This is a genomic window from Longimicrobium sp. (assembly GCA_036389135.1).
GTDB lineage: Bacteria > Gemmatimonadota > Gemmatimonadetes > Longimicrobiales > Longimicrobiaceae > Longimicrobium.
In genome coordinates this window covers 19,750-43,204 of sequence record DASVQP010000093.1, presented here as the reverse complement: position 1 = coordinate 43,204, position 23,455 = coordinate 19,750, and the positions used below count along the sequence as shown (strand labels likewise).

The window sequence follows — 23,455 nt, the reverse complement described above, 5'->3', positions numbered from 1 at the left end:
ACACCGGGTCCAGCGGCACGTAGCACCCGCCGGCCTTGAGCACGCCCAGCACCGCCGCCACCATCTCCACCGAGCGCTCCAGGAAGAGCGCCACCCGCACCTCGGGCCCCACCCCCAGCCCGCGCAGGTGGCGGGCGATGCACTCCGCGCGCGCTTCCAGCCCGGCGTAGCTCAGCGACTCGCCCTCGCAGGTCACGGCCACGGCCGCCGGCGTGCGGGCCGCCTGCTCCTCGAAGCGGTGGTGGAGGCACCGCCCCGCCCCCATCCGCTCGCGCACCGCTCCCCACTCCAGCACCCGCTCGCGCTCGGCCCCGCGCAGCAGCTCCAGCCGGGAGAGCCTCGCGTCCGGATCGGCCACGGCATCACCCAGCAGCGTGGCGAAGTGGGCCGCGAAGCGCTGGGCGAAGGCGTCGTCGAAGAGATCGGCGTCGTAGTTGAGGACGGCGCGCAGCTCGCCCCCTCCCTGCTCCACCAGCAGCGACAGGTCGAAGCGCGCGATGCGACGCTCGATGGGCTCCGTGGTCGCCACCAGCCCCGGGAGCCGCGCCGCGGCGCCGGGGGCGTCGTACAGCGCCAGCATCGCCTGGAAGAGGGGGGTGCTGCTCAGCGCACGCTCGGGGCGGAGCTCCTCCACCACCCGCTCGAAGGGGAGCTGCTGGTGCTCGTACGCGCCCAGCGCCGTTTCGCGTACGCGCCCCAGCAGCTCGCGAAAGGTGGGGTCGCCGCCCAGGTCGGTGCGCAGCGCCAGCGTGTTGAGGAAGAAGCCGATCAGCCCCTGCGTCTCGCTACGCCCGCGGTAGGAGATCGGCGCGCCCACCACCACGTCGTCCTGGCCGCTGTGCCGGGCCAGCACCGCCTGAAAGCCGGCCAGCAGCGCCATGTAGAGGGTGCACCCCTCCCGCTGCGCCAGCGCCAGGAGCCGCGCCGTGAGCTCCGGCGCCAGGGTGAAGCGGTGGTCCGCCCCGCGGTGGCGGCGCACCGCGCCCCGCGGCCGGTCGGTGGGGAGCTCCAGCAGCGCGGGCGCGCCGGCCAGCCGCTCCCGCCAGTACGCCAGGGGCGCCTCCGCCGCGTCGCCGTTCAGGCGCTTCCGCTGCCAGGCGGCGTAGTCGCCGTACTGGATGGGGAGGCTGGGGAGCGCCGCGTCCTCACCCCGCACCTCCGCGGCGTACAGGGCGGAGAGCTCGCGCAGCAGCACCTCCAGGCTCCACGCGTCGCTGGCGATGTGGTGGAGCACCAGCGCCAGCACGTGCTCCCGCGCGGAAAGGCGGAAGAGGCAGGCCCGGATCACCGGGGCGGCACCCAGGTCGAAGGGGCGCTCGGTGGCCTGGGTGAGGGCGCTCGCCAGCCGCGCCTCGCGCTCGGCTTCGGGGAGCGCGTCCAGCGCTTCCACCTGCAGCTCCGCCCGGGCCCCGGCCTCCGCCACCTGCACCGGCCGCCCATCCACCACGGTGAAGCGGGAGCGGAGCACCTCGTGCCGGCGCACGATCCCGTCGATGCTCCGCCGCAGCGCTTCCACGTCCAGCGCGCCGCGCAGCCGCAGCGCGAACGCCGTGTTGTAGAGGGAGCTTCCCGGCTCCAGCTGTTCCCAGAACCAGAGGCGCTCCTGGGCGAAGGAGAGCGGGTAGCTTCGCGCCGCCGCCCGCTCCCGCAGGAGCCGGGCGAGGAGGGCCCGGCGGTCCTCCCCCGGCTCCAGCACCGGTTCCATGCTGCTCATCGCGAGTGTCCTTCGCCCGCCAGGTCGCTCAGCAGGCGCTCCACCTCCCCGGCGGAGAGCTGGTCCAGCCGCTCCAGCATCTCGTCCGCGCTCCGCGCGCGCTCGATCTGGTCCTCCCCGGCGGAAACGAGCATGGGGGCCAGCGCCACCACCGTGGGGGTGCGGAAGAGGAGGTGCAGGGGGAGCTCGGCCCCCATCCGGTCGCGCACCCGGGCCACCACCTGCGTGGCCAGCAGCGAGTGCCCGCCCAGCGCGAAGAAGTCGTCCTCCACCCCCACCCGCTCCACCCCCAGCACCTCCGCCCAGATCCCCGCCAGCGCCGACTCCACCTCCGTCCGCGGCCCCACGTACCCCCTCCCTCCATACTCCGGCGCCGGGAGGGCCTTCCGGTCCACCTTGCCGTTGGGGGTGAGCGGGAGCGCGTCCAGCACCACCACCGCCGCGGGCACCATGTACTCCGGGAGCCGGGCGCGCACCGCGTCGCGCAGCGCGGCCGGGTCCGCCACCGCCACCACGTACGCCACCAGCCGCCGGTCCCCGGGCGTGTCCTCGCGCACCACCACCACGGCGTCGCGCACCCCCGGCTCGGCCCGCAGCGCCTCCTCGATCTCGCCGGGCTCAATGCGGAAGCCGCGCAGCTTCACCTGGTCGTCCACGCGCCCCAGGAAGTCCAGCTCGCCCCCCGCCCGCCACCGCACCCGGTCGCCCGTGCGGTACATGCGCGCCCCCGGCTCGGCCGCGTACGGGTCCGGCACGAAGCGGCTGGCGGTGAGCCCCGGCCGCCCCAGGTAGCCGCGCGCCACCTGCGCCCCGCCCAGGTACAGCTCCCCCGGCACCCCCGTGGGCACGGGGCGCAGCGCCGCGTCCAGCACGTAGGCGCGCACCCCCGCCACGGGGCGGCCGATGGGGATCCCCTCCCCTTCCTCCGCCCCCGTCACGCGGTGCCAGGTGGCGTCGATGCACACCTCGGTGGGCCCGTACAGGTTCACCACCTCGGCCGCGAGCTCCGCCGCCAGGGTGCGGGCGAGCTCGCCGGGGAGAGGCTCGCCGCCGGAGAAGAGGCGCCGCAGTCCGCGGCACGAGCGCAGCCCCGCCGCCAGCAGCGGGCCCAGCAGCGAGGGCACCACCTGCAGCACCGTCACCCCCTGCTCGGCCACGGTCCTCACCAGGTACTCCGGGTCGCGCTCGCCGCCGGGGCGGGCCAGCACCAGGCGCGCGCCGGCCAGCAGCGGCGCGAACAGCTCCCACACCGAGGCGTCGAAGCCGAAGGGGGTCTTCTGCAGCACCCGGTCGTCCGCCCCCAGCGGCAGCGCGTCCTGCATCCACCGCATGTGGTTGACGGCGGCGCGATGCTCCACCGCCACCCCCTTGGGCATGCCGGTGCTGCCGGAGGTGTAGATGACGTACGCCAGGTTGCCGGGGCCGGCCCCGGGGCGGGCGTCGGAGCGGGCGTCGCTCCCGGCCTCGCCGATGCACACCACCTCCACCGGCTGCCCGGCGAAGCGGTCCCGCAGCGCCTCCTGCGTGAGGAGGAGCGAAGCGCGCGAGTCCGCCAGCACGTAGCGCAGCCGGTCGGCGGGGTACGACGGGTCCAGCGGCACGTATGCGCCGCCGGCCTTGAGGATTCCCAGCACCCCCACCACCATCTCGGCCGAGCGTTCGGCGCAGAGCGCCACCCGCACCTCCGGCCCCACCCCGCGCCCGCGGAGGCCGCGCGCCAGGCGCTCCGCGGCGGCGTCCAGCTCCCGGTACGAGAGCGTGCTTCCCTCGCATACCAGGGCCACCGCCCCGGGAGTCCGCCGCACCTGCTCCGCGAAGCACTCGTGGAGGGTGCGGTCCGCGGGGAAGGCGGGGAGGGTGCCGCTCCACGCCCCCAGCACCTCCCGCCGCTCGTCGCCGGCCAGAAGGGGGAGCCCGGCGATCCCGCGGTCCGCGTCGGCCACCACCTCGGCCAGCAGCGCCAGGTACTGGCGGAGCATGCGCCGGATGGTGCTCCCCTCGAACATCTCCACGCTGTACGTCCAGATCAGCGTGAGCCCGCCCGGCTCCCACCCGTAGCTGAAGCCGGCGGCGTAGGGCGGCCGCGGGATCCCCACCACGTCCATGTCGAACTTGGAGGAGCCGTTGTTGAGCCCTTCGCGCACCGTCACCTTCAGCCCCGGCACCTCCACCTGCGGCATGGCCGCGTCGTGGAAGCTGAACCCCACCTGGAAGATCGGGTTGAACCCCAGGTTCCGCTCCGGCTTCAGCGTACGGACCAGCTCGTCGAAGGCCATCTCCTGGTGGGACTGGGCGTCCAGCACGGTGGTGCGCACCCGCCGCACCAGCTCGCGGAAGGTGGGCTCGCCCGAAAGGTCGGTGCGCATCACCACCATGTTCACCAGCATGCCCAGCAGCGGCTCCGTCTCGCGCAGCCGCCGGTTGGCCAGCCCCGAGCCCACGCACAGGTCGTCCTCGCCGGTGTAGCGGCGCAGGAGCACCAGGAAGGCGGCCAGCATCACCATGTAGGGGGTGGCCTGCTCCGTCCGCGCCAGCGCGCCCACCGACTGGTAGAGGGCGGCGGAGAGCTCCACCCGCTCGTCGGTGCCGCGGAAGGTGGGGCGGGGCGGGCGCGGCCGGTCGCGCGGGAGCGCCAGCAGCGGCGGGGCGCCCTCCAGGTTGCGGCGCCAGAACTCCAGATGCGCGGCGGCGGATTCGCTGCGGATCCACGAGCGCTGCCACCCCGCGAAGTCGGCGAACTGCACCTCCAGCTCAGGGAGGGGCGAGGGGAGGCCGGCCGCGAAGGCGCGGTAAAGCTCCAGCAGCTCTCCCAGGAAGCGGTGGAACGACCACCCGTCGTGCACCAGGTGCTGCTCCACGTGCGCCAGCCAGTACCGCTCGTCGTCCAGCCGCAGCAGCGTCCACCGCACCAGGGGAAGCTGGTCCAGGTAGAAGGGAACGCGGATCTCCGCCTCCACGCGGCGGTGCGCCGCCCCCTCGCGCGCCTCGCGCGGGCCGGAGCGGAGGTCCACCACGGGGAGATCCACCGTCCACGGCTCGTGCACCTGCTGCACGGGACGGCCCTGCACCTCGGGGAAGGTGGTGCGGAAGATCTCGTGGCGCCGCACGATCTCCTGGAGCGCCGCCCGCAGCGCTTCGGGGTCCAGCGCGCCGTTCAGCTCCAGCACCGTCTGGTAGTGGTACGCCTTGCTCTCCGGGTGGAGGCGCTGGAGGAACCACACCTGCTCCTGCGCGAAGGAGAGCGGCGCCGGCCCATCGCGCGGGGCGGGGACGATGGCGGGAAGGCGCGGCTCCATGCGGATGGCCCCCGCGTCCAGCTGCTCCGCCAGCCCGGCGATGGTGGGGGTGGTGAACAGCGCGTGCAGCGGAAGCTCGATCCCCAGCTCGTCGCGGATGCGCGAGGCCACCTGCATGGCCAGCAGCGAGTGGCCGCCCAGGTCGAAGAAGCTGTCGTGCACCCCCACGCGCTCCACCCCCAGCACCTCTCCCCAGGGCCCGGCCAGAGCCCTTTCGGTGGCGGTGCGCGGCGCCTGGTAGCGCCCGGCGTCGCCCGTGAACTCGGGCTCCGGAAGGGCCTGGCGGTCCAGCTTGCCGTTGGGCGAAAGGGGGAGGCGCTCCAGCAGCATCACGGCCTGGGGCACCATGTACTCCGGAAGCTCGCGCCCCACCGCTTCTCGCAGCGCGGACGCCGAGGCACCCGCCTCCGCCACCACGTAGCCCACCAGGCGCTGCTCCGCCCCCGCGCCGCGCACCGCCGCCGCGGCCGCCCGCACCCCCGGCTGCCGCGCCAGCGCCGCCTCCACCTCGCCCAGCTCCATGCGGAAGCCGCGCAGCTTGACCTGGTCGTCCACGCGCCCCAGGAAGTCCAGCTCGCCCCCCGCCCGCCACCGCACCCGGTCGCCCGTGCGGTACATGCGCGCCCCCGGCTCGGCCGCGTACGGGTCCGGCACGAAGCGGTCGGCGGTGAGCCCCGCCCGCCCCAGGTAGCCGCGCGCCACCTGCGCCCCGCCCAGGTACAGCTCCCCCGGCACCTTCTCGCCCACGGGGCGCAGCGCCGCGTCCAGCGCGTAGGCGCGCACCCCCGTCACGGGGCGGCCGATGGGGATCCCCTCCCCTTCCTCCGCCCCCGTCACGCGGTGCCAGGTGGCGTCGATGCACACCTCGGTGGGCCCGTACAGGTTCACCACCTCCACCCCGGCCAGCCGCTCCCGTGCCGCCGCGGCCAGCGCCGCCGGCAGCAGCTCGCCGCCGGAGAGGAGCCGCCGCAGGCTCCCGCACCGCTCCAGCCCCCGGCACTCCAGAAGCGCGCGGAGAAGCGAGGGCACCACCTGCAGCACGGTGACCGACTCCGCGGCGATGGTGCTCACCAGGTACTCCGGGTCGCGCTCGCCGCCGGGGCGGGCCAGCACCAGGCGCGCGCCGGCCAGCAGCGGTGCCACGATCTCCCACACCGAGGCGTCGAAGCCGAAGGGGGTCTTCTGCAGCACCCGGTCGTCCGCCCCCAGCGGCAGCGCGTCCTGCATCCACCGCATGTGGTTGGCGAGCGCGCGGTGGGTGACCCCCACCCCCTTGGGGCGCCCCGTGGAGCCGGAGGTGTAGATGACGTACGCCAGCTGCTCCGGGGCCGGCTGCACGGCTGGCTGCGCCGCGCCGTCCGCCCCCGGCTCGTCCAGCCGCACCCGCGTGACTCCCGGCGCCGCGGGAAGCCGGCCCTCCAGCGCGCCCGTGGTCACCACCACCCCGGCCCCGCTGTCGGCCAGGATGTAGGCGAGGCGGTCGGCCGGGTAGCCGGGGTCCAGGGGGAGGTAGGCGCCCCCCGCCTTCCACACGCCGAGCACCGCCACCACCAGCTCCACCGACCGTTCCAGGCAGATCCCCACCCGCACCTCGGGCCCCACCCCCAGCCGCCGCAGCCGCACCGCCAGCTGGTCCGCGGCCGCGTGCAGCTCCGCGTAGGTGAGCGCGGCGTCCGCGGAGGAGACCGCCACGCGCTCCTCCCATTCCGCTCTGATAGTCGTCAAATCCCATGGTACGGAGGTGGCGAAGCTTGCAGAATCGTTCTCCGCCGGCTCGTACGTCGAGTTTTCCACCGGCTCCAGGATCGTGATTTCGGACATAACCACCGCGGTTGGCGAGGGGATCAGGAAGGCCCGGCTCGGGCCGGGTTCAGCGTCGCTTCGGCTACGGGACCAGATGCTGTGGATAGGCCGGCGCGCGATCGCAGCCGGATGTGCGCGCGCTCAGGGTGTGTCCGCCGGGGGAAAAGGATACCCCGGCGGGGCAGTGGACTTCAGGCAGTTCCCCAGATCGCACGGATCGGGAGAAGCTGCTTTTCGCTCTTAATAGGACTTGCTTCGGATCTAGATACGGGCGGTTGTCGCAAACATGCGGCTCCCGACAGGCGATGCAGGTAGCATGCCGTTTGCATCACGAAATTGCGGCTTGCGTGATGCCGGATCGCACCCCCTCCAGGGCTCCCGGACGCCCCGCCCACACCCGCCAAGGATGGGGAAGATGGCCCCGATCATGGAGTTGAGGAGTGCCGCCCGTGCCCGGCGGGCCGCGAGCCGCGGGGCACGCCCGCCGGAACAGATGTGCGCTCCCCCGCCCGCCGTGTGCCGCGCGGGGGAAGCGTGAATCCCGCGCACTCCCCCTGGACGCTGGCCTCCACCCTCCGCCCGGTGGAGCCCTACCTCCCGGAAACGCTCGTTCCCCCCGGGGCGCTCGCACGCCTCCTGGGTCTGGGCGAGCGCCTTCCAGCCCCGCTCTCCACCTGCATGTACCTGGAGTGCCGCCTCACCGGCCCCGCGCACCGCACCGACCTGATCGTGCGCGTAGGGCCGGAGGGGAGAGACATCCTGGCGGGGCTGAACCCCGTTCTGCACCCGGACCCCGCGATCCACGCGGACCCGCGCTGGGCCCGGCTCGCCGCGCTCTGCCGGGAGTGGGCGGACCCCGGCTCGCCCCTCTTCCGCGAAGTGGCCGCGCTGTGGCTGGAATTCGACCTCCCGGCGGGCGACGACACCGCCCTTCCCCCACCCGGCGTCTTCGTGGAGTGGACGGAGCTCCTGCGCCCCCGCGGCGCCGGGGAGTACGAGCGGCTCGCGCGCGCCGCCCTCCGCCCCCTCTTCACCGACGGCGTTCCCCCGGCGATCCTGGCGACGCTGCGGCGCTGCCTGGGGGAGCTTCCCGCGGGGGCCGCCCTCCCCTACGTGGGGCTCCTCCTCCCCCGCGGCGAGCACCAGCTGCGGCTCTGCCTGGCGGGGCTGGACCGGCACGCACTGCCCCGCTACCTTCGCGGGGTGGAGTGGCCGGGCCCGCCCGCCCCGCTGCGGCGGGCCATGGGCGAGCTGGCCCGCTTCCGCCCCGGGGCCCCCCGCCACTCCCCCGGGCTCGTGCACCTGGACGTGGGCGGCACGGTGCTCCCCGTGGTGGGGCTGGAGTATCCCTGCTCCCGCCCGGAGCAGATGCGCGGCCGCATCGCCGAAGCCGCCTTCCTCGACCACCTGGTGGAGGCGGGGCTCTGCGACCCCGGGCGCCGGGCCGCGCTGGAGGGGTGGCCGGGGTACGCGCCGCACCGCTTCGGGCACCAGCTGTGGGAAAGCCTCGTGCGCCGCAGAATCAACCACGCCAAGATCACGCTGGATGACGAAGGTCAATTAAGCGCCAAGATCTACCTGGTGGTGGAGCACGGCTTCCACCCCGCACAGAGCCGCGCCCGCGCGTAGCGCGCCTTCTGGGGGGCGGAATCAGGAGAGGGCGAAGGGTCTCTTCGGGCCAGCGCACGGACGCACCTGGCACCTGTTTTGCGGACAGCAATAACGCAGGATTTTCCTGCCGACGCAAGTCCTCCGTCCTCTGGTGGCAACATGGCCCAAGACCCTCGCAACGAGCTTCTCGAGCGCGTAGTTCAGCGCGCCACGGTGGATCGCGCTTTTCGCGCGCGCCTGGTGGCCGACCCTTATTCGGCCATCTTCGAGACGTTCGGGGTGAACCTGACGCCGGCGTTCCGGGTGAGGTTCATCGAGAAGGACCCGGGTCTGGACCTGCTGGTGGTGCTCCCCGACCTGGAGGGGGAACGGGACGAGCTTTCGGACGACGAGCTGGACGAGGTGGCGGGGGGCGACGGAACACCCTGGTAGGAGGGCGGGACCCGGCATGCCGATGACATTCGACGCGGCGGGGCGGCCGCCGGCGGGAGCGTTCAGCCCGCCAGACGAAGACGAGCTCTCCGACGCGGAGCTCAACAACGTGGTGGGCGGCCTCAGCCGCGTCTGGATCGCTCCGGACGAGGCGTTGCAGGCGCTCGGCCGTATGCCCATGGAAGAAGGCCTCCGCGGGCAGCTCTAGACGGCTCTCCCGCCCCGTTGGGATCTGCTGCATGACGCTGATCTCACCCTGCCGGCAGAGCCGCTCCGGGGGAGCCCTGCACCATTATGGTGCGGACTGCTCCAGATGAGTGCAGGCGGCCAAAACGCCCATGCCGGGAGCAACCGGCGCGGCGGGGCGGCCACCGGACGAGCCGTGGCGGGCACCCCCGCCATGTGCCCACAGAAGAAAACCTCCGCGGGCAGCTCCAGCCGCGCCCTCACCCCTGGTGTGATCTGATGTACGAGCAGTCGCGCGCCACCGCCCCGGAAGAACCCTCCGCCGCAGGCCCCGTACGCTCCGCCCCCTCCGGGGTGATGGGGTGGGTGGCGCTGGTGGCGCTGGCCGCGGCCCCGGGCGCGGCGGCGCAGGAGCCCGCCGGCCTCTCGCTGCAGCGGGCGGTGGAGGCCACCCTGGTGCAGAGCCCCTCCATCCAGGTGGGGCGGCTGAGAGCCGAGGGGGCGTCGGGGGCGCGGATCGCCGCGAGCGCCCCCTTCGACACCCAGCTGCGCCTCGCCGCGGACGACAGCTACCAGAAGGAGCCCACCATCGGCGAGGGCGGCATCATCCCCGGCGCCGCCGTGTCGGCGCACCGCACCGCCTACACCCTGGGGGCCAGCCGGCTGCTGCGCTCGGGGATCCAGGTGCAGCCGGAGGTGGCCGTCACCCGCACGGCAGACCGCTCGCTCACCCCCGTTCCCAGCAGCGCCGCCAGCGTGCGGCTGCGCTTCACCATGCCGCTGGCCCGCGACCGGTGGGGATCCATCTCCGCCGCGCCCGAGCGCACGGCCGAGATCACCCACCGCTCGCTGCGCGAAGAGCTGCGCTACGTGACCGCCGCCGGCGTGCTGGAAACCGTCCGCGCCTACTGGAGCTACCTGGCGGCGCAGCAGGAGCTGGAGGTGTACCGCAACTCCGAGGAGCGCGCGGAGCGGCTGACGGGCGAGATGGAGCAGCTGGTGAAGGCGGACGAGCGCCCGGCCTCGGACCTCAACCAGCTCCAGGCCACCGCGGCCATCCGCCGCCGCAACCGCATCGCGGCCGAGCAGCGGGTGGTGGAGGCCCGGCGCGAGCTGGGGATCTCGATCGGGGTGGAGGGCGAAGCCATCCACCTCCTTCCCCCCGCGACCACCCCCTTCCCCGCGGCGGCCCCCTGGGAGCCCGGCCCCGCCGAGGTGGACCGGCTGGTGGAGCGCGCCCTGGCGCACCGCGCCGACCTGGCGTCCCGCGCCCACCGGGTGCAGGCAGCCGGGGTGCTGAGCGCCGCGGCCCGCGGGAGCCGCCGCCCACGGCTGGACCTTTCCACCACCGTGGGCTACAACGGCCTGGCCAGCGCGGGCGACGCCCGCGGCTTCGTGGCCCCCCTTTACCAGCACGTTCCCGGGCCCATCGCCACCGTGGCGCTGGAGTACCGCCTCCCCGTGGCCAACGCCGAGGCGCAGGGCCTCTTCGTGCAGCGCCGCGCGCTGGAGGACGAGGAGCGCGTGGCCGCCGCCGACCTGGCGCGGCGCATCACGTCGGGGGTGCGGGCGTCGGCCGAGGCGCTGCGCCGCGAGGCACAGGGGGTGGCCGAGAGCTCCCGCGCCGTGGAGCTGTACCGCACCGCCGTGGACAACGAGCACACCAAGTATCGCCTGGGCGCCGCCACCCTCCTGGACGTGATCCTGGCCGAGGGAGGGCTCAACGAGGCCCGCCTCGGCGAGGTGTCGGCGAGGTTCCGCTACGCGGTGGCGGTGGCCACCCTGCGGTTCGAGACGGGCTCGCTGGCCGAGATGGACAGGGAGGGACGCACCGTGGTTCCCCCCGGCTCGCTCATCACACCCCCGTGAGCGGGCACCGCAATCCGGGAGACAAAGGCCCGATGAAGAAACATTTGTTCCGCAAAGCCTCCGTCGAGCGCCTATCCTCGCCGGAGCAGCTCGACCAGATCATGCACGCCACCCACCCGCGCGGGTGGATCGCGCTGAGCGGGATGGCGGTGCTTCTGGCGTGCGCCGTGGGATGGGGGTTCACCGGGAGCGTGGCGGACAAGGTGGAGGGGCGCGGCATCCTGGTGCGGAGCGGGGGGGTGCTGGAGGTGGTCACCCCCGCCCCCGGGCGCGTCACCGACATCTCCGTGGACGTGGGCGACAGCGTGACGGCCGGGCAGGTGGTGGGGTGGCTGGCCCAGCCGGAGCTCTTTGAAGAGATCCAGGTCGCCAAGGCGCGCCTCAAGGTGCTGCACGACGAGCACCAGGCGCTGGTGGGCTTCACCCGGCGCGACGCCGGGCTGGAGGGCGAGAGCCTGCGTGCCCAGAAGGCCGCCCTGGATGCCTCCATCCGGGCGGCCGAGGCCAACCTTGGGCCCCTCCAGGAGCGCATCGCCTCGCAGAACCGGCTGGTGGAGCAGGGGCTCCTCACCCGGGCCACGCTCCTGGTGACCCAGCAGCAGCTGGACGCCGCGCGCGAGAAGATCCGGGTGAGCCGCAGCGAGCTGGCCCAGCTGCAGGTGAAGGAGCTGGAGGTGGAGAACGACGCGCGGGAAGCCATCCGCAACAGCGAGTCCAAGATCCGCGACACCGAAGCCGAGGTGGCGCGCCTGGAGCGCGACATCCGCGCCCGCACCCAGGTGACCACGCCCTACACGGGGCGCATCCTGGAGATCATGACCGAGCCGGGGAAGGTGGTGGAGCGCGGCGAGCCGCTGCTGAGCCTGGACCTGCGCGGGAGCGACATCAAGGACCTGGTGGCGGTGCTCTTCGTTCCCTCCATCTACGGGAAGATGGTGAAGCCGGGGATGAGGATCAACATCGCCCCCTCCACGGTGCGCAAGGAGGAGTTCGGGATGATGCTGGGCACGGTGACCTTCGTGTCCGACTTTCCCGCCACCCCCATGGGGATCCGGCGCGTGCTCAAGAACGACAAGCTCGTGGAGGAGCTCTTCGGCGGAGCCTCGCCCTACGAGGTGCACGCGGACCTGATGGTGGACCCTTCCACCCCCAGCAACTACCGGTGGACCTCGTCGCGCGGGCCGGCCAGCCGCATCGAGAGCGGAACGCTGGCCGCGGCCTCCATCACCGTGACCGAGCAGCCCCCCGTGGCGCTGGTCCTTCCGCAGCTGCGCCAGTGGCTCGAGCGATGAGGCGCGCGCGCGGCGGACACACGCCCGCACCCCGGGGGAGGGCCTCATGCAGCTGCTGCTGAAGGCCCCGGTCGCCGGCCCGGAGGCGGGAAGCGGAAAGCGGGTGCGCGTGGCCACCGTGCTGCAGATGGAGGCGGTGGAGTGCGGCGCGGCCTCGCTGGCCATGATCCTCGCCCACTTCGGCCGCTACGTGCCGCTGGAGGAGCTGAGGGTCGCGTGCGGCATCTCGCGCGACGGGAGCAAGGCCAGCTACCTCCTGCAGGCCGCGCGCGGCTACGGGCTGGTGGCCCGGGGCTACAAGAAGGAGCCCGGCGAGCTGCGCGCCATGCGCATGCCCATGGTGCTGCACTGGAACCTCAACCACTTCGTGGTGCTGGAAGGGTTCGGCAAGGGGGTGGTGCACCTGAACGACCCCGCAGCCGGCTCCACCACGGTGACCGACGAGGAGTTCAACAGCTCCTTCACCGGGGTGGCGCTGGCCTTCGAGCCGGGCCCCGGCTTCCAGCGCGGCGGCCGGCGGCACACCATGGCCGGCGCCCTGGTCCCGCGGATGCGGGGCACGTCGGCGGGGCTCCTCTTCGTGGTGCTCACCGGGCTCGCCCTGGTCATCCCCGGCCTGGTGGTGCCCACCTTCTCCCGGGTGTTCGTGGACAGCGTCATCGTCCGCAGCCTCTACGGGTGGGTGACGCCGCTGCTGATGCTGATGGCCGCGACCGCGCTGGTGCAGGCTTTCCTGGTGTGGCTGCAGGAGCACTACCTCCTGCGGCTGGAAACCAAGGTGGCGCTGAAGACCTCCGGGCAGTTCGTATGGCACGTCCTCAGGCTCCCCTACTCCTTCTTCTCGCAGCGCTTCGCGGGCGACCTCGCCACCCGCGTGGCCATCAACGACCGCGTGGCCCGCCTCCTCTCCACGGAGATGGCCACCACGATGCTGGACATCTTCCTCATCGCCTTCTACGCCGTGCTGATGGTGCAGTACGACGTGCTGCTGACCGCCATCGGCGTGGGCACGGCGGTGCTCAACCTGGCGGCGCTCCAGTACATGTCGCGCCGGCGGGTGGACCTCAACCAGCGGCTGCTGCAGGAGCGCTCGCGGCTGATGGGGGTGTCCATGGGCGGGCTGCAGAGCATCGAGACGCTCAAGGCCACGGGCTCCGAGTCCGAGTTCTTCTCGCGCTGGTCCGGGCAGATGTCCAAGCTTCTCGTGTCCGGGCAGGACATGGCGCTCACCACCTACACGCTGGCGTGCATCCCCGTCTTCCTGGCCTCGCTCAACACCGCCCTGATCCTGGGGGTGGGGGGGCTGCGGGTGATCGAAGGGGAGCTCAGCATCGGCCTCCTCATCGCCTTCCAGGCGCTGGCGCTGGCCTTCATAACCCCCGTCAACCGCATGGTGGGGATGGGGAGCGCGCTGCAGGAGGTGAAGGGGAGCCTGATGCGGCTGGACGACGTCCTCGACTCGCCCCCCGACCCGCTGGTGGTGGTGGACGCTCCCCGCGCCAGCGGGGGGACGAAGCTCTCCGGGCGCGTGGAGATCCGCAACCTCACCTTCGGCTACAACCGCCGCGAGCAGCCCCTGGTGCGCGGCTTCAGCCTCACCCTGGAGCCGGGGAGCCGGGTGGCGCTGGTGGGAAAGAGCGGCTCGGGAAAGAGCACCGTGGGGAAGCTGGTGTCCGGGCTGTTCGAGCCGTGGGAGGGGGAGATCCTCTTCGACGGGCGCACGCGCGCCGAGATCCCGCGCGGGATCCTCACCAGCTCGCTGGCCGTGGTGGACCAGGAAGTGTTCCTCTTCGAGGGAACGGTGCGGCAGAACCTGGCGCTCTGGGACGACACCCTCTCCGAGGTGGACCTGGCGCAGGCCGCGCGCGACGCCTGCATCCACGAAATCATCGCGGCGCGCCCGCACGGCTACGCCAGCCCCATGGAGGAAGGGGGGCGCAACTTCAGCGGCGGCCAGCGGCAGCGGCTGGAGATCGCCCGCGCGCTGGCCATCAACCCCACCCTCCTGGTGCTGGACGAGGCCACCAGCGCGCTGGACGCCACCACCGAGGCGCAGATCGACGACAACCTGCGGCGCCGCGGGTGCAGCTGCCTGATCGTGGCGCACCGGCTGAGCACCATCCGCGACTGCGACGAGATCATCGTGATGCACCAGGGCGAGATCGCCCAGCGGGGAACCCACGCGCAGCTGGCGGCGGTCCCCGGTCTGTACCAGGACCTGATCGCGCAGGAGTGAGGCGGCATGCGCGTACGAGCTCCCCAACCCCCGGCTTCGTGATGCCCGCGGCCCCGACCCAAACCGCCCTGTTCGAGCGGCATGGCACCCCCTGCACCGTGGGGGGCGACCACCCCTTTCTCCTGGACCGCGACTCCGTGTGGCTGGTGCGCACGGGGCACGTAGACGTGTTCACCGTCCTGCTGCGGGACGGGGCGGTGGTGGGGAAGCGCCGCCACCTCTTTCGCGTGGACGCGGGGCGGCTCCTCCTGGGGAACCGCGTGGCCGCGGTGGAGCAGGGGGTGGGGCTCCTGGCCGTGGGCGCCGCCGGCACCGAGCTCGTGGAGTGCGACCGCGCGCGGCTCTGGGAGGCGGCGCAGGGCACGGTGGAGCCGCACGACCTGGGCGTGCTGCTGGACGAGTGGGTGGACCTGCTCACCGGGAGCATGTCGCCGGGGCAGGTGCCCGAGGGGTGCCTGGAGCTGCAGCCGCGCGACGACCGCCCCCTGGAGTCCGACACGCCCATGCGGCCCCGCGGCCGGGTGGCGTGGATCCGCCACCACGCCGGGAGCTCGCGCTTCCTGGGGCTGAACGAGCTGCGGGTGGGGGACGACGTCTTCCTCCCCATCTCGCACCGCGCCTGGCTGGAGCTGGAGCGCGGAAGCCGGATCCACTGGCTCGGCACCCCCGAGATGCTGCGCCGGGGGGCCCCCTGGCCGGGGCTGGACCGCCTCCACTCGCTGGTGCTGCTGCGCGCCCGCGACGTGGCCGAGGCTTCGCTCACCAGCGATGAGGAGTGGCTCCGCCGCCGGGCCGACTCCCGCCTCACCACCTTCGACCGCGCCTTCGTGCACCTCGCCTCCACCATGGAGGTGCGGCGCGGCTCCGAACCGCGCATCCGCCAGCGCCCCCGCGAGGTCGACGCCGACGCGGTGAGCGGGGCGATGCTCTTCGCGGCGTGCCGGGTGGCGGGGGAGGCGCTGGGGATCGAGGTCAGGCGCCCCGCCGCCTCCACCGCCGCCACCCGGCTGGACAGCCCCCTGGAGGCGATCGCGCAGGCTTCACGCTCGCGCGTGCGCACGGTGATGCTGCGCGACGGCTGGTGGCGCGAGGACGGCGGCGCCATGGTGGCCCGCGTGGCCGAAGACCAGCGCCCGGTGGCGCTGGTCCCCCACAAGCGCACCGGGTACCTCCTCTTCGACCCCCTGCGCGGCACCCGCGAGCCCGTGACCGCGGCCGTGGCGCAGACGCTGGACCCCCGCGCCCACACCTTCTACCGCCCCTTCGGCGACCACCCGCTGGGGCTGCTGGGCGTGCTGCGCTTCGGCCTGCGCCACTGCCGGCGCGACCTGGTGGTGGTGGTGGCGCTGGGGCTGGCCATGGGGCTGCTGGGGATGGCGGCCCCGGTGGCCACGGCGGTGCTCTTCAACGACGTAATCCCCGGCGCGGAGCGGATGCAGCTGCTGCAGGTGACGCTGATCCTGGTGGCGGTGGCCACGGCGGGGGTGCTCTTCAAGGCGGCCAGCAGCATCGCGCTCCTTCGCATCGAGGTGCGGATGAGCAACGACACGCTGAGCGCGGTGTGGGACCGTCTCCTGGCGCTCCCCATGCCGTTCTTCCGCCCCTACTCGGCGGGGAACCTGGCCACGCGCGCCATGGCCGTGGAGATGATCCGGCAGGCGCTCTCGGGGGCCACCATCACCGCCGCGCTGGGGGGGGTGTTCTCCCTCTTCCAGTTCATCCTCCTCTTCCACTACAGCAGCTCGCTGGCGCTGTGGAGCGTGGCGCTCATCTCGCTGGCCGTGCTCGTAACCGCCGCGGGGGCGTACGTGCAGCTCCGCGACCAGCGCGTGGTGGAGGAGCTGCGCTCGCGGCTGGCGGGGACGATGCTCCAGTTCCTGGGGAGCATCGCCAAGCTCCGGGTGGCGGGGGCCGAGGTCCACGCCTTCGGCATCTGGGCGCGCAGCTTCAGCGAGCAGCGGAAGCTGCAGTTCCGCGTGCGTACGGTGGGCAACCTGCTGAAGGCGTTCAACACCGCCTTCCCCGTCTTCGCCTACCTGGTCCTCTTCGCCATGGCCACCCCGCACGTGGCCGCCGGCACCCTCTCCACGGGGAACTTCCTGGCGTTCCTCGCCTCCTTCGGCCTGGCCATGATGGGGGTGCTCACCGCCAGCGCCGCCCTCACGCAGAGCCTCATGGTGATCCCCCTCTACGACCAGGCCAGGCCGATCCTGCAGGCCGCCCCCGAGGTGGACCTCGGCAAGGCCGATCCGGGGACGCTCAAGGGGGGCATAGACCTGCAGCACCTGGTCTTCCGCTACGACCCCGAGGGGGCGCCCGTGCTGCGCGACCTCACCCTGCAGATCCGCCCGGGCGAGTTCGTGGCCCTCGTGGGGCCCTCGGGCTCCGGCAAGTCCACCCTCCTGCGCCTCCTCCTGGGCTTCGAGCAGCCGGAGGCGGGGGTGGTCTACTACGACGGGCAGGACCTTTCCGGGCTGGACCCGCGCGCGGTGCGCAGCCAGATCGGCGTGGTGCTCCAGAACGCGCAGCTGATGCCGGGCGACATCCTCACCAACATCGTGGGGCCCACCTCGGCCACCATCGACGACGCGTGGGCGGCGGCGCGCATGGCGGGGCTGGACGAGGACATCGAGGCGCTCCCCATGGGGATGCACACCGTGATCTCGGAGGGGGGAGGGGCGCTTTCGGGGGGGCAGCGGCAGCGCCTGGTTATCGCCCGGGCGCTGGTGCGCCGCCCCCGCATCCTCTACTTCGACGAGGCCACCAGCGCGCTGGACAACCGCACGCAGGCCATCGTCAGCGCCAGCCTGGAGCGGCTGCAGGTGACGCGCATCGCGGTGGCGCACCGCCTGAGCACCGTGCAGCGCGCGGATCGCATCTGCGTCATCGACGCCGGCCGCATCGTGGAGATGGGCACCTACGACGAGCTGATGGCGCAAGACGGGGCTTTCGCGGCGCTCGCGCGCCGCCAGCTCGCCTGACCCACCCCCCGCATAGGCACGATGATCCAGAAGCTCAGCACCCGCAGGAAGGGGTGGCGCACCCGGGTGTGGGCGATGCTCGCGGCGGCCGCGGCGGCCGCCTGCGGCCCGAACGAGCCCGGCGCCGCCCGTGACGAGCTGGCCGCCTCCGGGCGCGGAGATGTGGTGGTGGCCGCGGTGTGGCCCTGGTCGCAGCGGAAGGAGATCCTCTTCCAGCAGGGGCTGGAGATGGCGGTGGACGAGGTGAACGCCGCGGGGGGGATCCGCGGGCGGCCGCTGCGGCTGATGCTGCAGGACGACCAGGGCTCCGTGAACACGGGGCTCCTCATCGCGCAGAAGCTGGCGAGCGACCCCAAGGTGTCGGCCGTCATCGGGCACCTGCAGTCGCACGTCACCGTTCCCGCGGCGCGCGTGTACGAGCTCAACCGCCTCCTCCTGGTCTCGCCCACCTCCACCAGCCCGGAGCTCACCGGCGAGGGGTACCACTTCGTCTTCCGCACCATCTTCAACGACCAGGACACGGGGCGGAAGATGGCCGAGTACGCGGCGCGTCGCCGGCTGAAGCGGGTGGTCATCTGCTACGTCCGCAACCCGTACGGGCGCTCCGTGGCCAACGCCTTCGAGGAGCGCGCGGCCGAGCTGGGCATCGAGGTGGTGGGGCGCGCCAGCTACGACGCGGAGCCCGACCTCTCCAACCGCCCCTTCGCGGCGGCGCTCGAGAACTGGAAGCAGGTGGCGCCCGACGGGATCTTCGTGGCCGGCCAGGTGCCCATGGCCGGCGACTTCATCACCGAGGTGCGCAAGGCCGGGATCACCATTCCCGTGCTGGGGACCGACGCCATGGTCTCGTCGGCCCTCTTCCGCGGCGGCGCGTCGACGGTGGAGGGCACCGTGCTCCCGGTGCCCTTTCACGCGGACGAGCGGCGGGCCGAGGTGCGCGCTTTCGTGGCCGCCTTCCGCAAGCGCTTCGGCGTGGCCCCCGACCCCGGCGCGGCGCTCGGCTACGACGCGGTCAAGCTGCTCGCCCAGGCGATGAGCCGGGCCAAGAACACCAGCGCCGTGGAGGTGGCCCACGCGATGCGCCACATGGGCGGCTTTCACGGCGTCACCGGCACCCTCTCGTTCGACTCGCGGGGAGACCTGGTCACCCACCGCATCCTCAAGGTGGTGGCCCGGGGGGGGCGCTTCGAGTACCTCCCGGAGGCGGAAGACTCCGTGAGCGCACCCGGCCCGTGAGGGAGGAGGGGGGCGCCGCGGAGGAGCTGGAGTTCCGCGCGGAGGTTCTGCGCGCGTACGGCGCCCGCGCCGCCGACGTCGCCCCCCTCCTCCGCGTTACGGCCCGGGTGCTGGAAGCCCCCCCCGCGCTCCGCTTTCCGCTGGCCGACGAGGCGTGCGCCGCCGCCTGGGACGGCTACCTGCCCGACGCGGCGGAGCGGGGGGCGTGGCCCGCCCTGTCGGAGCGGCTCGTGCAGCTGCGCTTTCCCGTGGAGCGCGGGATCAGCGGCACCCCGGCCTACCGTGCGGCCACCCGCCGCGGCATCGCCCCCGCCCCGGGGGCTCCGGGGGTGAGGCTGGCGGCGCCGGAGGCGCTCCGCGTCTGGCTGCATCGCACGCCGGCGGGGCGCGTTCCCGCCATCGCGGCCGGCGCGCGGGAGGACTTCGTGACGCTGGTGCAGGCCCTCGCCCGCCGCAACGAGCCGGAGCCGGTGCCGCCCACGATGGGCGCCTGCATGGTGAGCGGGCTCAACAACTGGGACCGGGTGCGCGCCCTGGAGCGGGAGCGCCCCGGCGGCGTGAGCGCCGCGCCCAGGGAGCTGTACCAGGACCGGATCCTCCTGGTGGGCCCGGGACCGTACGCGGGGGTACCCCCTGAATGCGCCGGTTTGTCCGCGGGTGCGTGGGAGGAGGCGTCGCGCGCTATACGTATCGCGCATGAATCCACCCACTACTTCATCCTCCGCTGCTCGGGAGTGGTGGGGCGCGGGGTGCACGACGAGCTGGTGGCGGACGCGGCGGGGATCGTGGCGGCGGCCGGCGAGCTGCGCACCGGGTGGCTCCTCCGGTGCCTGGGCGCGGACTCGCCCGCGCAGGGGCGGCTGCGCCGCTGCCCCGGGGTGGCCGGGCTCTCCGCCGCGGCGCTGCGGGTGCTCGCCGCCCTCCTGCGAGGTGCCGCCGCGGGGATGGAGAGGATGGAGCTGGCGCCCCTCGCCCGCCCGCACGACCCCGCGGCGTGGGGGCGCACCCTGGGGGTGCTGGCGAGCCGGTCCATCGAGGAGCTGGCGCACCCGGAGGGGCGGGTGCGGTGACGGAAGCGGCTCGCGGAGCCGCGCGCACACCCCGCGGCGCCCGCGGGCACGACCTTCCGTGTCCCGCGTCCGCCCGGAAATCCAACTACCGTGTTTCTGGAGCGTTCCCGATGTATGCAGACTTCAACAGGGCCCTCACCTTCGCGCAGGAGCTGATCCGGATCCCCAGCGTGTCGGGTGCCGAAGGGGAGGTGGCGCTCCGCACGGTCCAGGAGCTGAAGCGGCTCCGCTTCGACGACGTGTGGATAGACGCGGTGGGGAACGTGGTGGGGCGCGTCCGCGGGCGGAGGGGCGGGCCCACGGTGATGCTGGGCGCCCACCTGGACACGGTGGACGTGGGCGACTCCGGCACCTGGGAGCATCCTCCCTACGCCGCCGAGGTGAGGGATGGGTTCCTCCACGGCCGCGGGGCCATGGACATCAAGGGGCCGCTGGCGCTGCTGACGTACGCCGCCGCGCAGTTCGTGAGCGCCCGTCCCGACGGCGACGTGTACGTGGGCTTCACCGTGCTGGAGGAGCGGGGGGCCATGGGGATGGACTACCTGATGACCCAGGGCGAGCTGTGCCCGGACGTGGTGATCCTGGGGGAGGCCACCAACGGCGACATCTGCATCGGTCACCGGGGCCGGCTGGAGCTGGTGGTGGAGGTGCGCGGGGTGGCGGCGCACGCCAGCGCCCCCCACCGCGCCCGAAACCCGCTCCACCTCCTTCCCGAGGTGATCACGGCCGTGGGGGAGTTCGCGGGCAATCTCTCCAGCGACCCCATCCTGGGCCCCTCCACCCTCAGCATCACCGACGTGGACGCCACCCCCAAGACCCGCAACGTGATCCCCGGGGTCGCGCGCGTGGTGCTCGACTGGCGCGTGCTTCCGGGCCAGACCATCGAGGCCGCCCTGGACCTCCTGCGCGCCTTCCTCCGCGAGCGGGTACCCCCGCGTGAGGGCTTCACGCTCACCGTGGAGCACAGCCGCGAGCGGCTCCGTACCTACACGAACTTCGAGTGCGACTACCCGGTGTTCACCCCCGCCTTTCTGGTGGAGTCGATGCACCCGGCGGTGGGGATCGCCGTGCAGACGGTGAAGGAGGTCACGCAGCGCACCCCCGCGGTGAGGCCGTGGACCTTCTCCACGGACGGGGGCTTCACCTGCGGGACCCACGGGGTGGTGACGCTGGGGTATGCCCCGGGCGAGGAGCGCTTCGCGCACACCGACCGGGAGCGTCTGGAGGTGAGCGGCGCCCGCACCGCGTACGGCGTGTACCCCCGGCTGGTGCGTGCCCTTCAGGCCGGGGTGGCGCCCACGCGCCCGGCGCTCGCCGCTCCGGCGCTGGCCTGCGTGGAGGCCGTATGACGGCCGCCACCGGCCTCTTCGCCGAGTACCGCCCGGTGGGGGGGGTATGGGACGAGCTCTTCCAGAGCGACAGGGCGCCCCACGACGGCGCGGCCGCGGTCGTGGAGTGGCTGGGCCGCCTCTCGCCCGGCGACTACGGCCAGCTGCGGGCGATGGCGGCCTCCCTGCTGCGGGAGCAGGGGCTCCACCTTTCCTTCGCGGACGACTCCGCCCGGGAAGACAGGGACCTTCTCCTGGACCTGATCCCCCGCCCGATCGGCGCGGGCGAGTGGGAGCGCACCGTGCGGGGGCTGGAGCAGCGCGTGCGCGCCCTCAACCTATTCCTGGCCGATGTCTACTCGCGGCAACGGATCCTGGGGGAGCTTCCCGAGCTGCGCGAGGTGGTGCGCCACTCCCGCGGCTTCGTGCCCGAGGCCGCCGCGATCCGGCCGCCGGGCGGGGTGCACGTCCACATCGCCGGCCCGGACCTGGTCCGCACCCCCCAGGGGGAGCTCACGGTGCTGGAAGACAACCTGTGCGTTCCCTCAGGGATCGCCGAGGTGCTCGCCGGGAGGGACGCCATGAGGGCGCTGGCCCCCCCCCTCATGGCGCGCCACGGGATCCGGGCGATGGACGACACGGGGGAGCGGATGCGCGCCTCGCTCGTGGCCACGGCGCCCCCCGGTACCGGAGACCCCTACCTGGTGGTCCTCAGCCAGGGGCGGGACAACGAGTTCTACGCCGAGCACCACTACCTGGCCCGCATCACGGGCGCCGCGGTCGTCACGGTGGACGAGCTGGTGGTGCAGGATGGCCGCCTGTACCACCTGGCCCCCACCGGCCCGGTGCGCGTGGACGTCGTCTACCGCCGCATCGACGACGTGGGGCTGCGGCATGCCCACGCCGCGTTTTTCCGGGAGCTGCTCGGCGTCTGCGCCGCCGGCCGGGTGACGCTGGCGAACGCCGTGGGGAACGCCGTGGGGGACCAGAAGTCGGTCTTTGCCTTCGTGCCGGAGATGATCCGCTTCTACCTGGCCGAGGAGCCTCTCCTTCCGCAGATCCCCACCTTTTTGTGCGCGCGCGAGGCGGACCGCGGGCACGTGCTGGCGAACATGGCGTCGCTGGTCATCAAACACGTGCGCGGCGCCGGCGGACGCGCCACCCTGGTGGGGCCGCAGGCGAGCCGGGCCGAGCTGGACGCGGTGGCGGCCAGGATACGCGAAAAGCCCCACGACTTCGTCGCGCAGCCCCTGGTGGAGATCTCCACCTGCCCAACCTGGGCCGGGGCCGCGGTGGAGCCGCGCCGGGTGGACTTGCGCCCGTTCGTCTTCACCGGCCACTCCACCTGGGTGATGCCGGGCGGGCTGAGCCGGGTGGCGCTGCGCCCGGGGTCGTACGTGGTGAACCGGGCCCAGGGCGGCGGCGCCAAAGACACCTGGGTGCTCGCCGGGTAGGGGGAGCCGCCATGCAGGACCCGCGGCACCCGCCCGGCAACGCGCCGGCTCCGTCGTCGGAGCTCTTCGAAAACCCTGAGGTCGACCTGTGGTGGATGGACGCACATTGACTACGAGCAGCGGGGCGCCGGAGCGGCACGGACATACGAGGGCGGGGGTGGCCACTCCGTCTCGCTGGGTGCGGATCCCCGGCGGGGCGAACCCGGCGGCGCGGCTGCGGCTGTTCTGCTTTCCGTACGCGGGGGGTGGGGCGTCGGTCTTCTTCCCCTGGCCCCGGGCTCTCCCCCCTGAGGTGGAGGTGTGCGCGGTGCAGCTCCCCGGCCGCGAGGAGCGCCTCCACGAGCCGCCCATCACCCGCTGGGACGAGCTCGTGGACCAGCTGGCCGGCGCCCTCGTGCCCTGGATGGACCGTCCTTTCGCCTTCTTCGGGCACAGCCTGGGCGCCTCCGTCGCCTTCGAGCTCGCCCAGCGCCTGCGCCGCGACCGGCGGCGCGGCCCCGTGCACCTGTTCGCGTCCGGGCGGGCGGCGCCGCACCTGCCGCCGTCCATGGCGCCCGTCCACCACCTCCCCCACGAGGAGTTCGTCCACGAGCTCAGGCGCCTGGCCGGGACCCCCGACGAGGTGCTGGAGAAAGCGGACCTGATGGAGATCCTGATTCCCCTCCTCCGCGCGGACTTCCAGCTCGCGGAAACCTACACCTTCCAGGGAGACGAGCCTCTCGCCATCCCGATCTCCGCGTACGGAGGAGTGGAGGACGAACGTGTACGGCCCGCGGACGTGGAGGGGTGGCGCCAGCACGCGACGGGGGCGTTTCGGCGGGTGATGTTCCCCGCGGGGCACTTCTTCGTGAACGAGCACCGCCCTTTCGTGCTGGCCGAGCTGGGGCGCGAGCTGAGGGCCACTCTGGGGCGGCTGGGCGCGCACGGCTGATCCGCCGAAGCGCGGA

General features: G+C 73.4%; 14 protein-coding genes. 12 read left to right on the top strand and 2 right to left on the bottom strand.

From position 1 onward, the window contains the following. Together VF584_20490 and VF584_20485 are read right to left on the bottom strand one after the other, a co-directional pair. Positions 1-1,714: condensation domain-containing protein (locus VF584_20490; GenBank protein HEX8212568.1), on the bottom strand; the 1,714-nt coding region annotated here is incomplete at its 3' end. Next, entirely contained in the window at positions 1,711-6,735 is a 5,025-nt protein-coding gene (locus VF584_20485) for an amino acid adenylation domain-containing protein (protein HEX8212567.1), read from the bottom strand. The genes VF584_20485 and VF584_20490, both read right to left, overlap by 4 nt. Before the next feature lie 612 nt (positions 6,736-7,347). Here VF584_20485 and VF584_20480 point away from each other — a divergent pair. The 12 genes from VF584_20480 to VF584_20425 all read left to right on the top strand — a co-directional run bounded on the left by VF584_20480 (position 7,348) and on the right by VF584_20425 (position 23,439). Beyond that, the gene (locus VF584_20480; GenBank protein ID HEX8212566.1) at positions 7,348-8,442 is read left to right on the top strand and encodes a hypothetical protein; all 1,095 of its coding nucleotides are present in this window, start codon (positions 7,348-7,350) and stop codon (positions 8,440-8,442) included. Positions 8,443-8,583: 141 nt separating this feature from the next. Beyond that, positions 8,584-8,856 carry an NHLP leader peptide family RiPP precursor gene (locus tag VF584_20475; GenBank protein ID HEX8212565.1) on the top strand — a complete coding sequence of 91 codons (273 nt, stop codon included), beginning with the start codon at positions 8,584-8,586 and terminating at the stop codon, positions 8,854-8,856. A 16-nt stretch (positions 8,857-8,872) separates the two neighbouring features. After that, a complete protein-coding gene (locus VF584_20470; GenBank protein ID HEX8212564.1) occupies positions 8,873-9,064 on the top strand; it encodes a hypothetical protein in 192 nt (63 codons plus the stop codon). A 257-nt stretch (positions 9,065-9,321) separates the two neighbouring features. Further along, the gene (locus VF584_20465) at positions 9,322-10,911 is read left to right on the top strand and encodes a TolC family protein (GenBank protein HEX8212563.1); all 1,590 of its coding nucleotides are present in this window, start codon (positions 9,322-9,324) and stop codon (positions 10,909-10,911) included. A gap of 32 nt (positions 10,912-10,943) precedes the next feature. Next, on the top strand, positions 10,944-12,203 hold the full coding sequence (locus tag VF584_20460) for an NHLP bacteriocin system secretion protein (GenBank protein HEX8212562.1): 1,260 nt from the start codon (positions 10,944-10,946) through the stop codon (positions 12,201-12,203). Positions 12,204-12,249: 46 nt separating this feature from the next. Further along, the gene (locus VF584_20455; GenBank protein ID HEX8212561.1) at positions 12,250-14,439 is read left to right on the top strand and encodes an NHLP family bacteriocin export ABC transporter peptidase/permease/ATPase subunit; all 2,190 of its coding nucleotides are present in this window, start codon (positions 12,250-12,252) and stop codon (positions 14,437-14,439) included. 41 nt (positions 14,440-14,480) lie between these two features. Further along, complete coding sequence (locus tag VF584_20450; protein ID HEX8212560.1) at positions 14,481-17,420, top strand: NHLP bacteriocin export ABC transporter permease/ATPase subunit; 2,940 nt, start codon at positions 14,481-14,483, stop codon at positions 17,418-17,420. 21 nt (positions 17,421-17,441) lie between these two features. Continuing rightward, on the top strand, positions 17,442-18,656 hold the full coding sequence (locus VF584_20445) for an ABC transporter substrate-binding protein (protein ID HEX8212559.1): 1,215 nt from the start codon (positions 17,442-17,444) through the stop codon (positions 18,654-18,656). Beyond that, complete coding sequence (locus tag VF584_20440) at positions 18,653-19,726, top strand: hypothetical protein (protein HEX8212558.1); 1,074 nt, start codon at positions 18,653-18,655, stop codon at positions 19,724-19,726. Before VF584_20445 ends, VF584_20440 begins: the two co-directional genes overlap by 4 nt. 110 nt (positions 19,727-19,836) lie before the next feature. Beyond that, the gene (locus tag VF584_20435) at positions 19,837-21,075 is read left to right on the top strand and encodes a M20/M25/M40 family metallo-hydrolase (GenBank protein HEX8212557.1); all 1,239 of its coding nucleotides are present in this window, start codon (positions 19,837-19,839) and stop codon (positions 21,073-21,075) included. Then, a complete protein-coding gene (locus tag VF584_20430) occupies positions 21,072-22,508 on the top strand; it encodes a circularly permuted type 2 ATP-grasp protein (GenBank protein HEX8212556.1) in 1,437 nt (478 codons plus the stop codon). Before VF584_20435 ends, VF584_20430 begins: the two co-directional genes overlap by 4 nt. Before the next feature lie 157 nt (positions 22,509-22,665). Further along, positions 22,666-23,439 carry an alpha/beta fold hydrolase gene (locus VF584_20425; protein HEX8212555.1) on the top strand — a complete coding sequence of 258 codons (774 nt, stop codon included), beginning with the start codon at positions 22,666-22,668 and terminating at the stop codon, positions 23,437-23,439. Positions 23,440-23,455 lie beyond the last annotated feature (16 nt).

Bases quoted from the DNA above. Each gene is read 5' to 3' on its own strand.
- VF584_20460 (HEX8212562.1), top strand. From the start codon at position 10,944: ATGAAGAAACATTTGTTCCGCAAAGCCTCCGTCGAGCGCCTATCCTCG.
- VF584_20430 (HEX8212556.1), top strand. From the start codon at position 21,072: ATGACGGCCGCCACCGGCCTCTTCGCCGAGTACCGCCCGGTGGGGGGG.
- VF584_20475 (HEX8212565.1), top strand. From the start codon at position 8,584: ATGGCCCAAGACCCTCGCAACGAGCTTCTCGAGCGCGTAGTTCAGCGC.
- VF584_20465 (HEX8212563.1), top strand. From the start codon at position 9,322: ATGTACGAGCAGTCGCGCGCCACCGCCCCGGAAGAACCCTCCGCCGCA.
- VF584_20470 (HEX8212564.1), top strand. From the start codon at position 8,873: ATGCCGATGACATTCGACGCGGCGGGGCGGCCGCCGGCGGGAGCGTTC.
- VF584_20435 (HEX8212557.1), top strand. From the start codon at position 19,837: ATGTATGCAGACTTCAACAGGGCCCTCACCTTCGCGCAGGAGCTGATC.
- VF584_20450 (HEX8212560.1), top strand. From the start codon at position 14,481: ATGCCCGCGGCCCCGACCCAAACCGCCCTGTTCGAGCGGCATGGCACC.
- VF584_20445 (HEX8212559.1), top strand. From the start codon at position 17,442: ATGATCCAGAAGCTCAGCACCCGCAGGAAGGGGTGGCGCACCCGGGTG.
- VF584_20455 (HEX8212561.1), top strand. From the start codon at position 12,250: ATGCAGCTGCTGCTGAAGGCCCCGGTCGCCGGCCCGGAGGCGGGAAGC.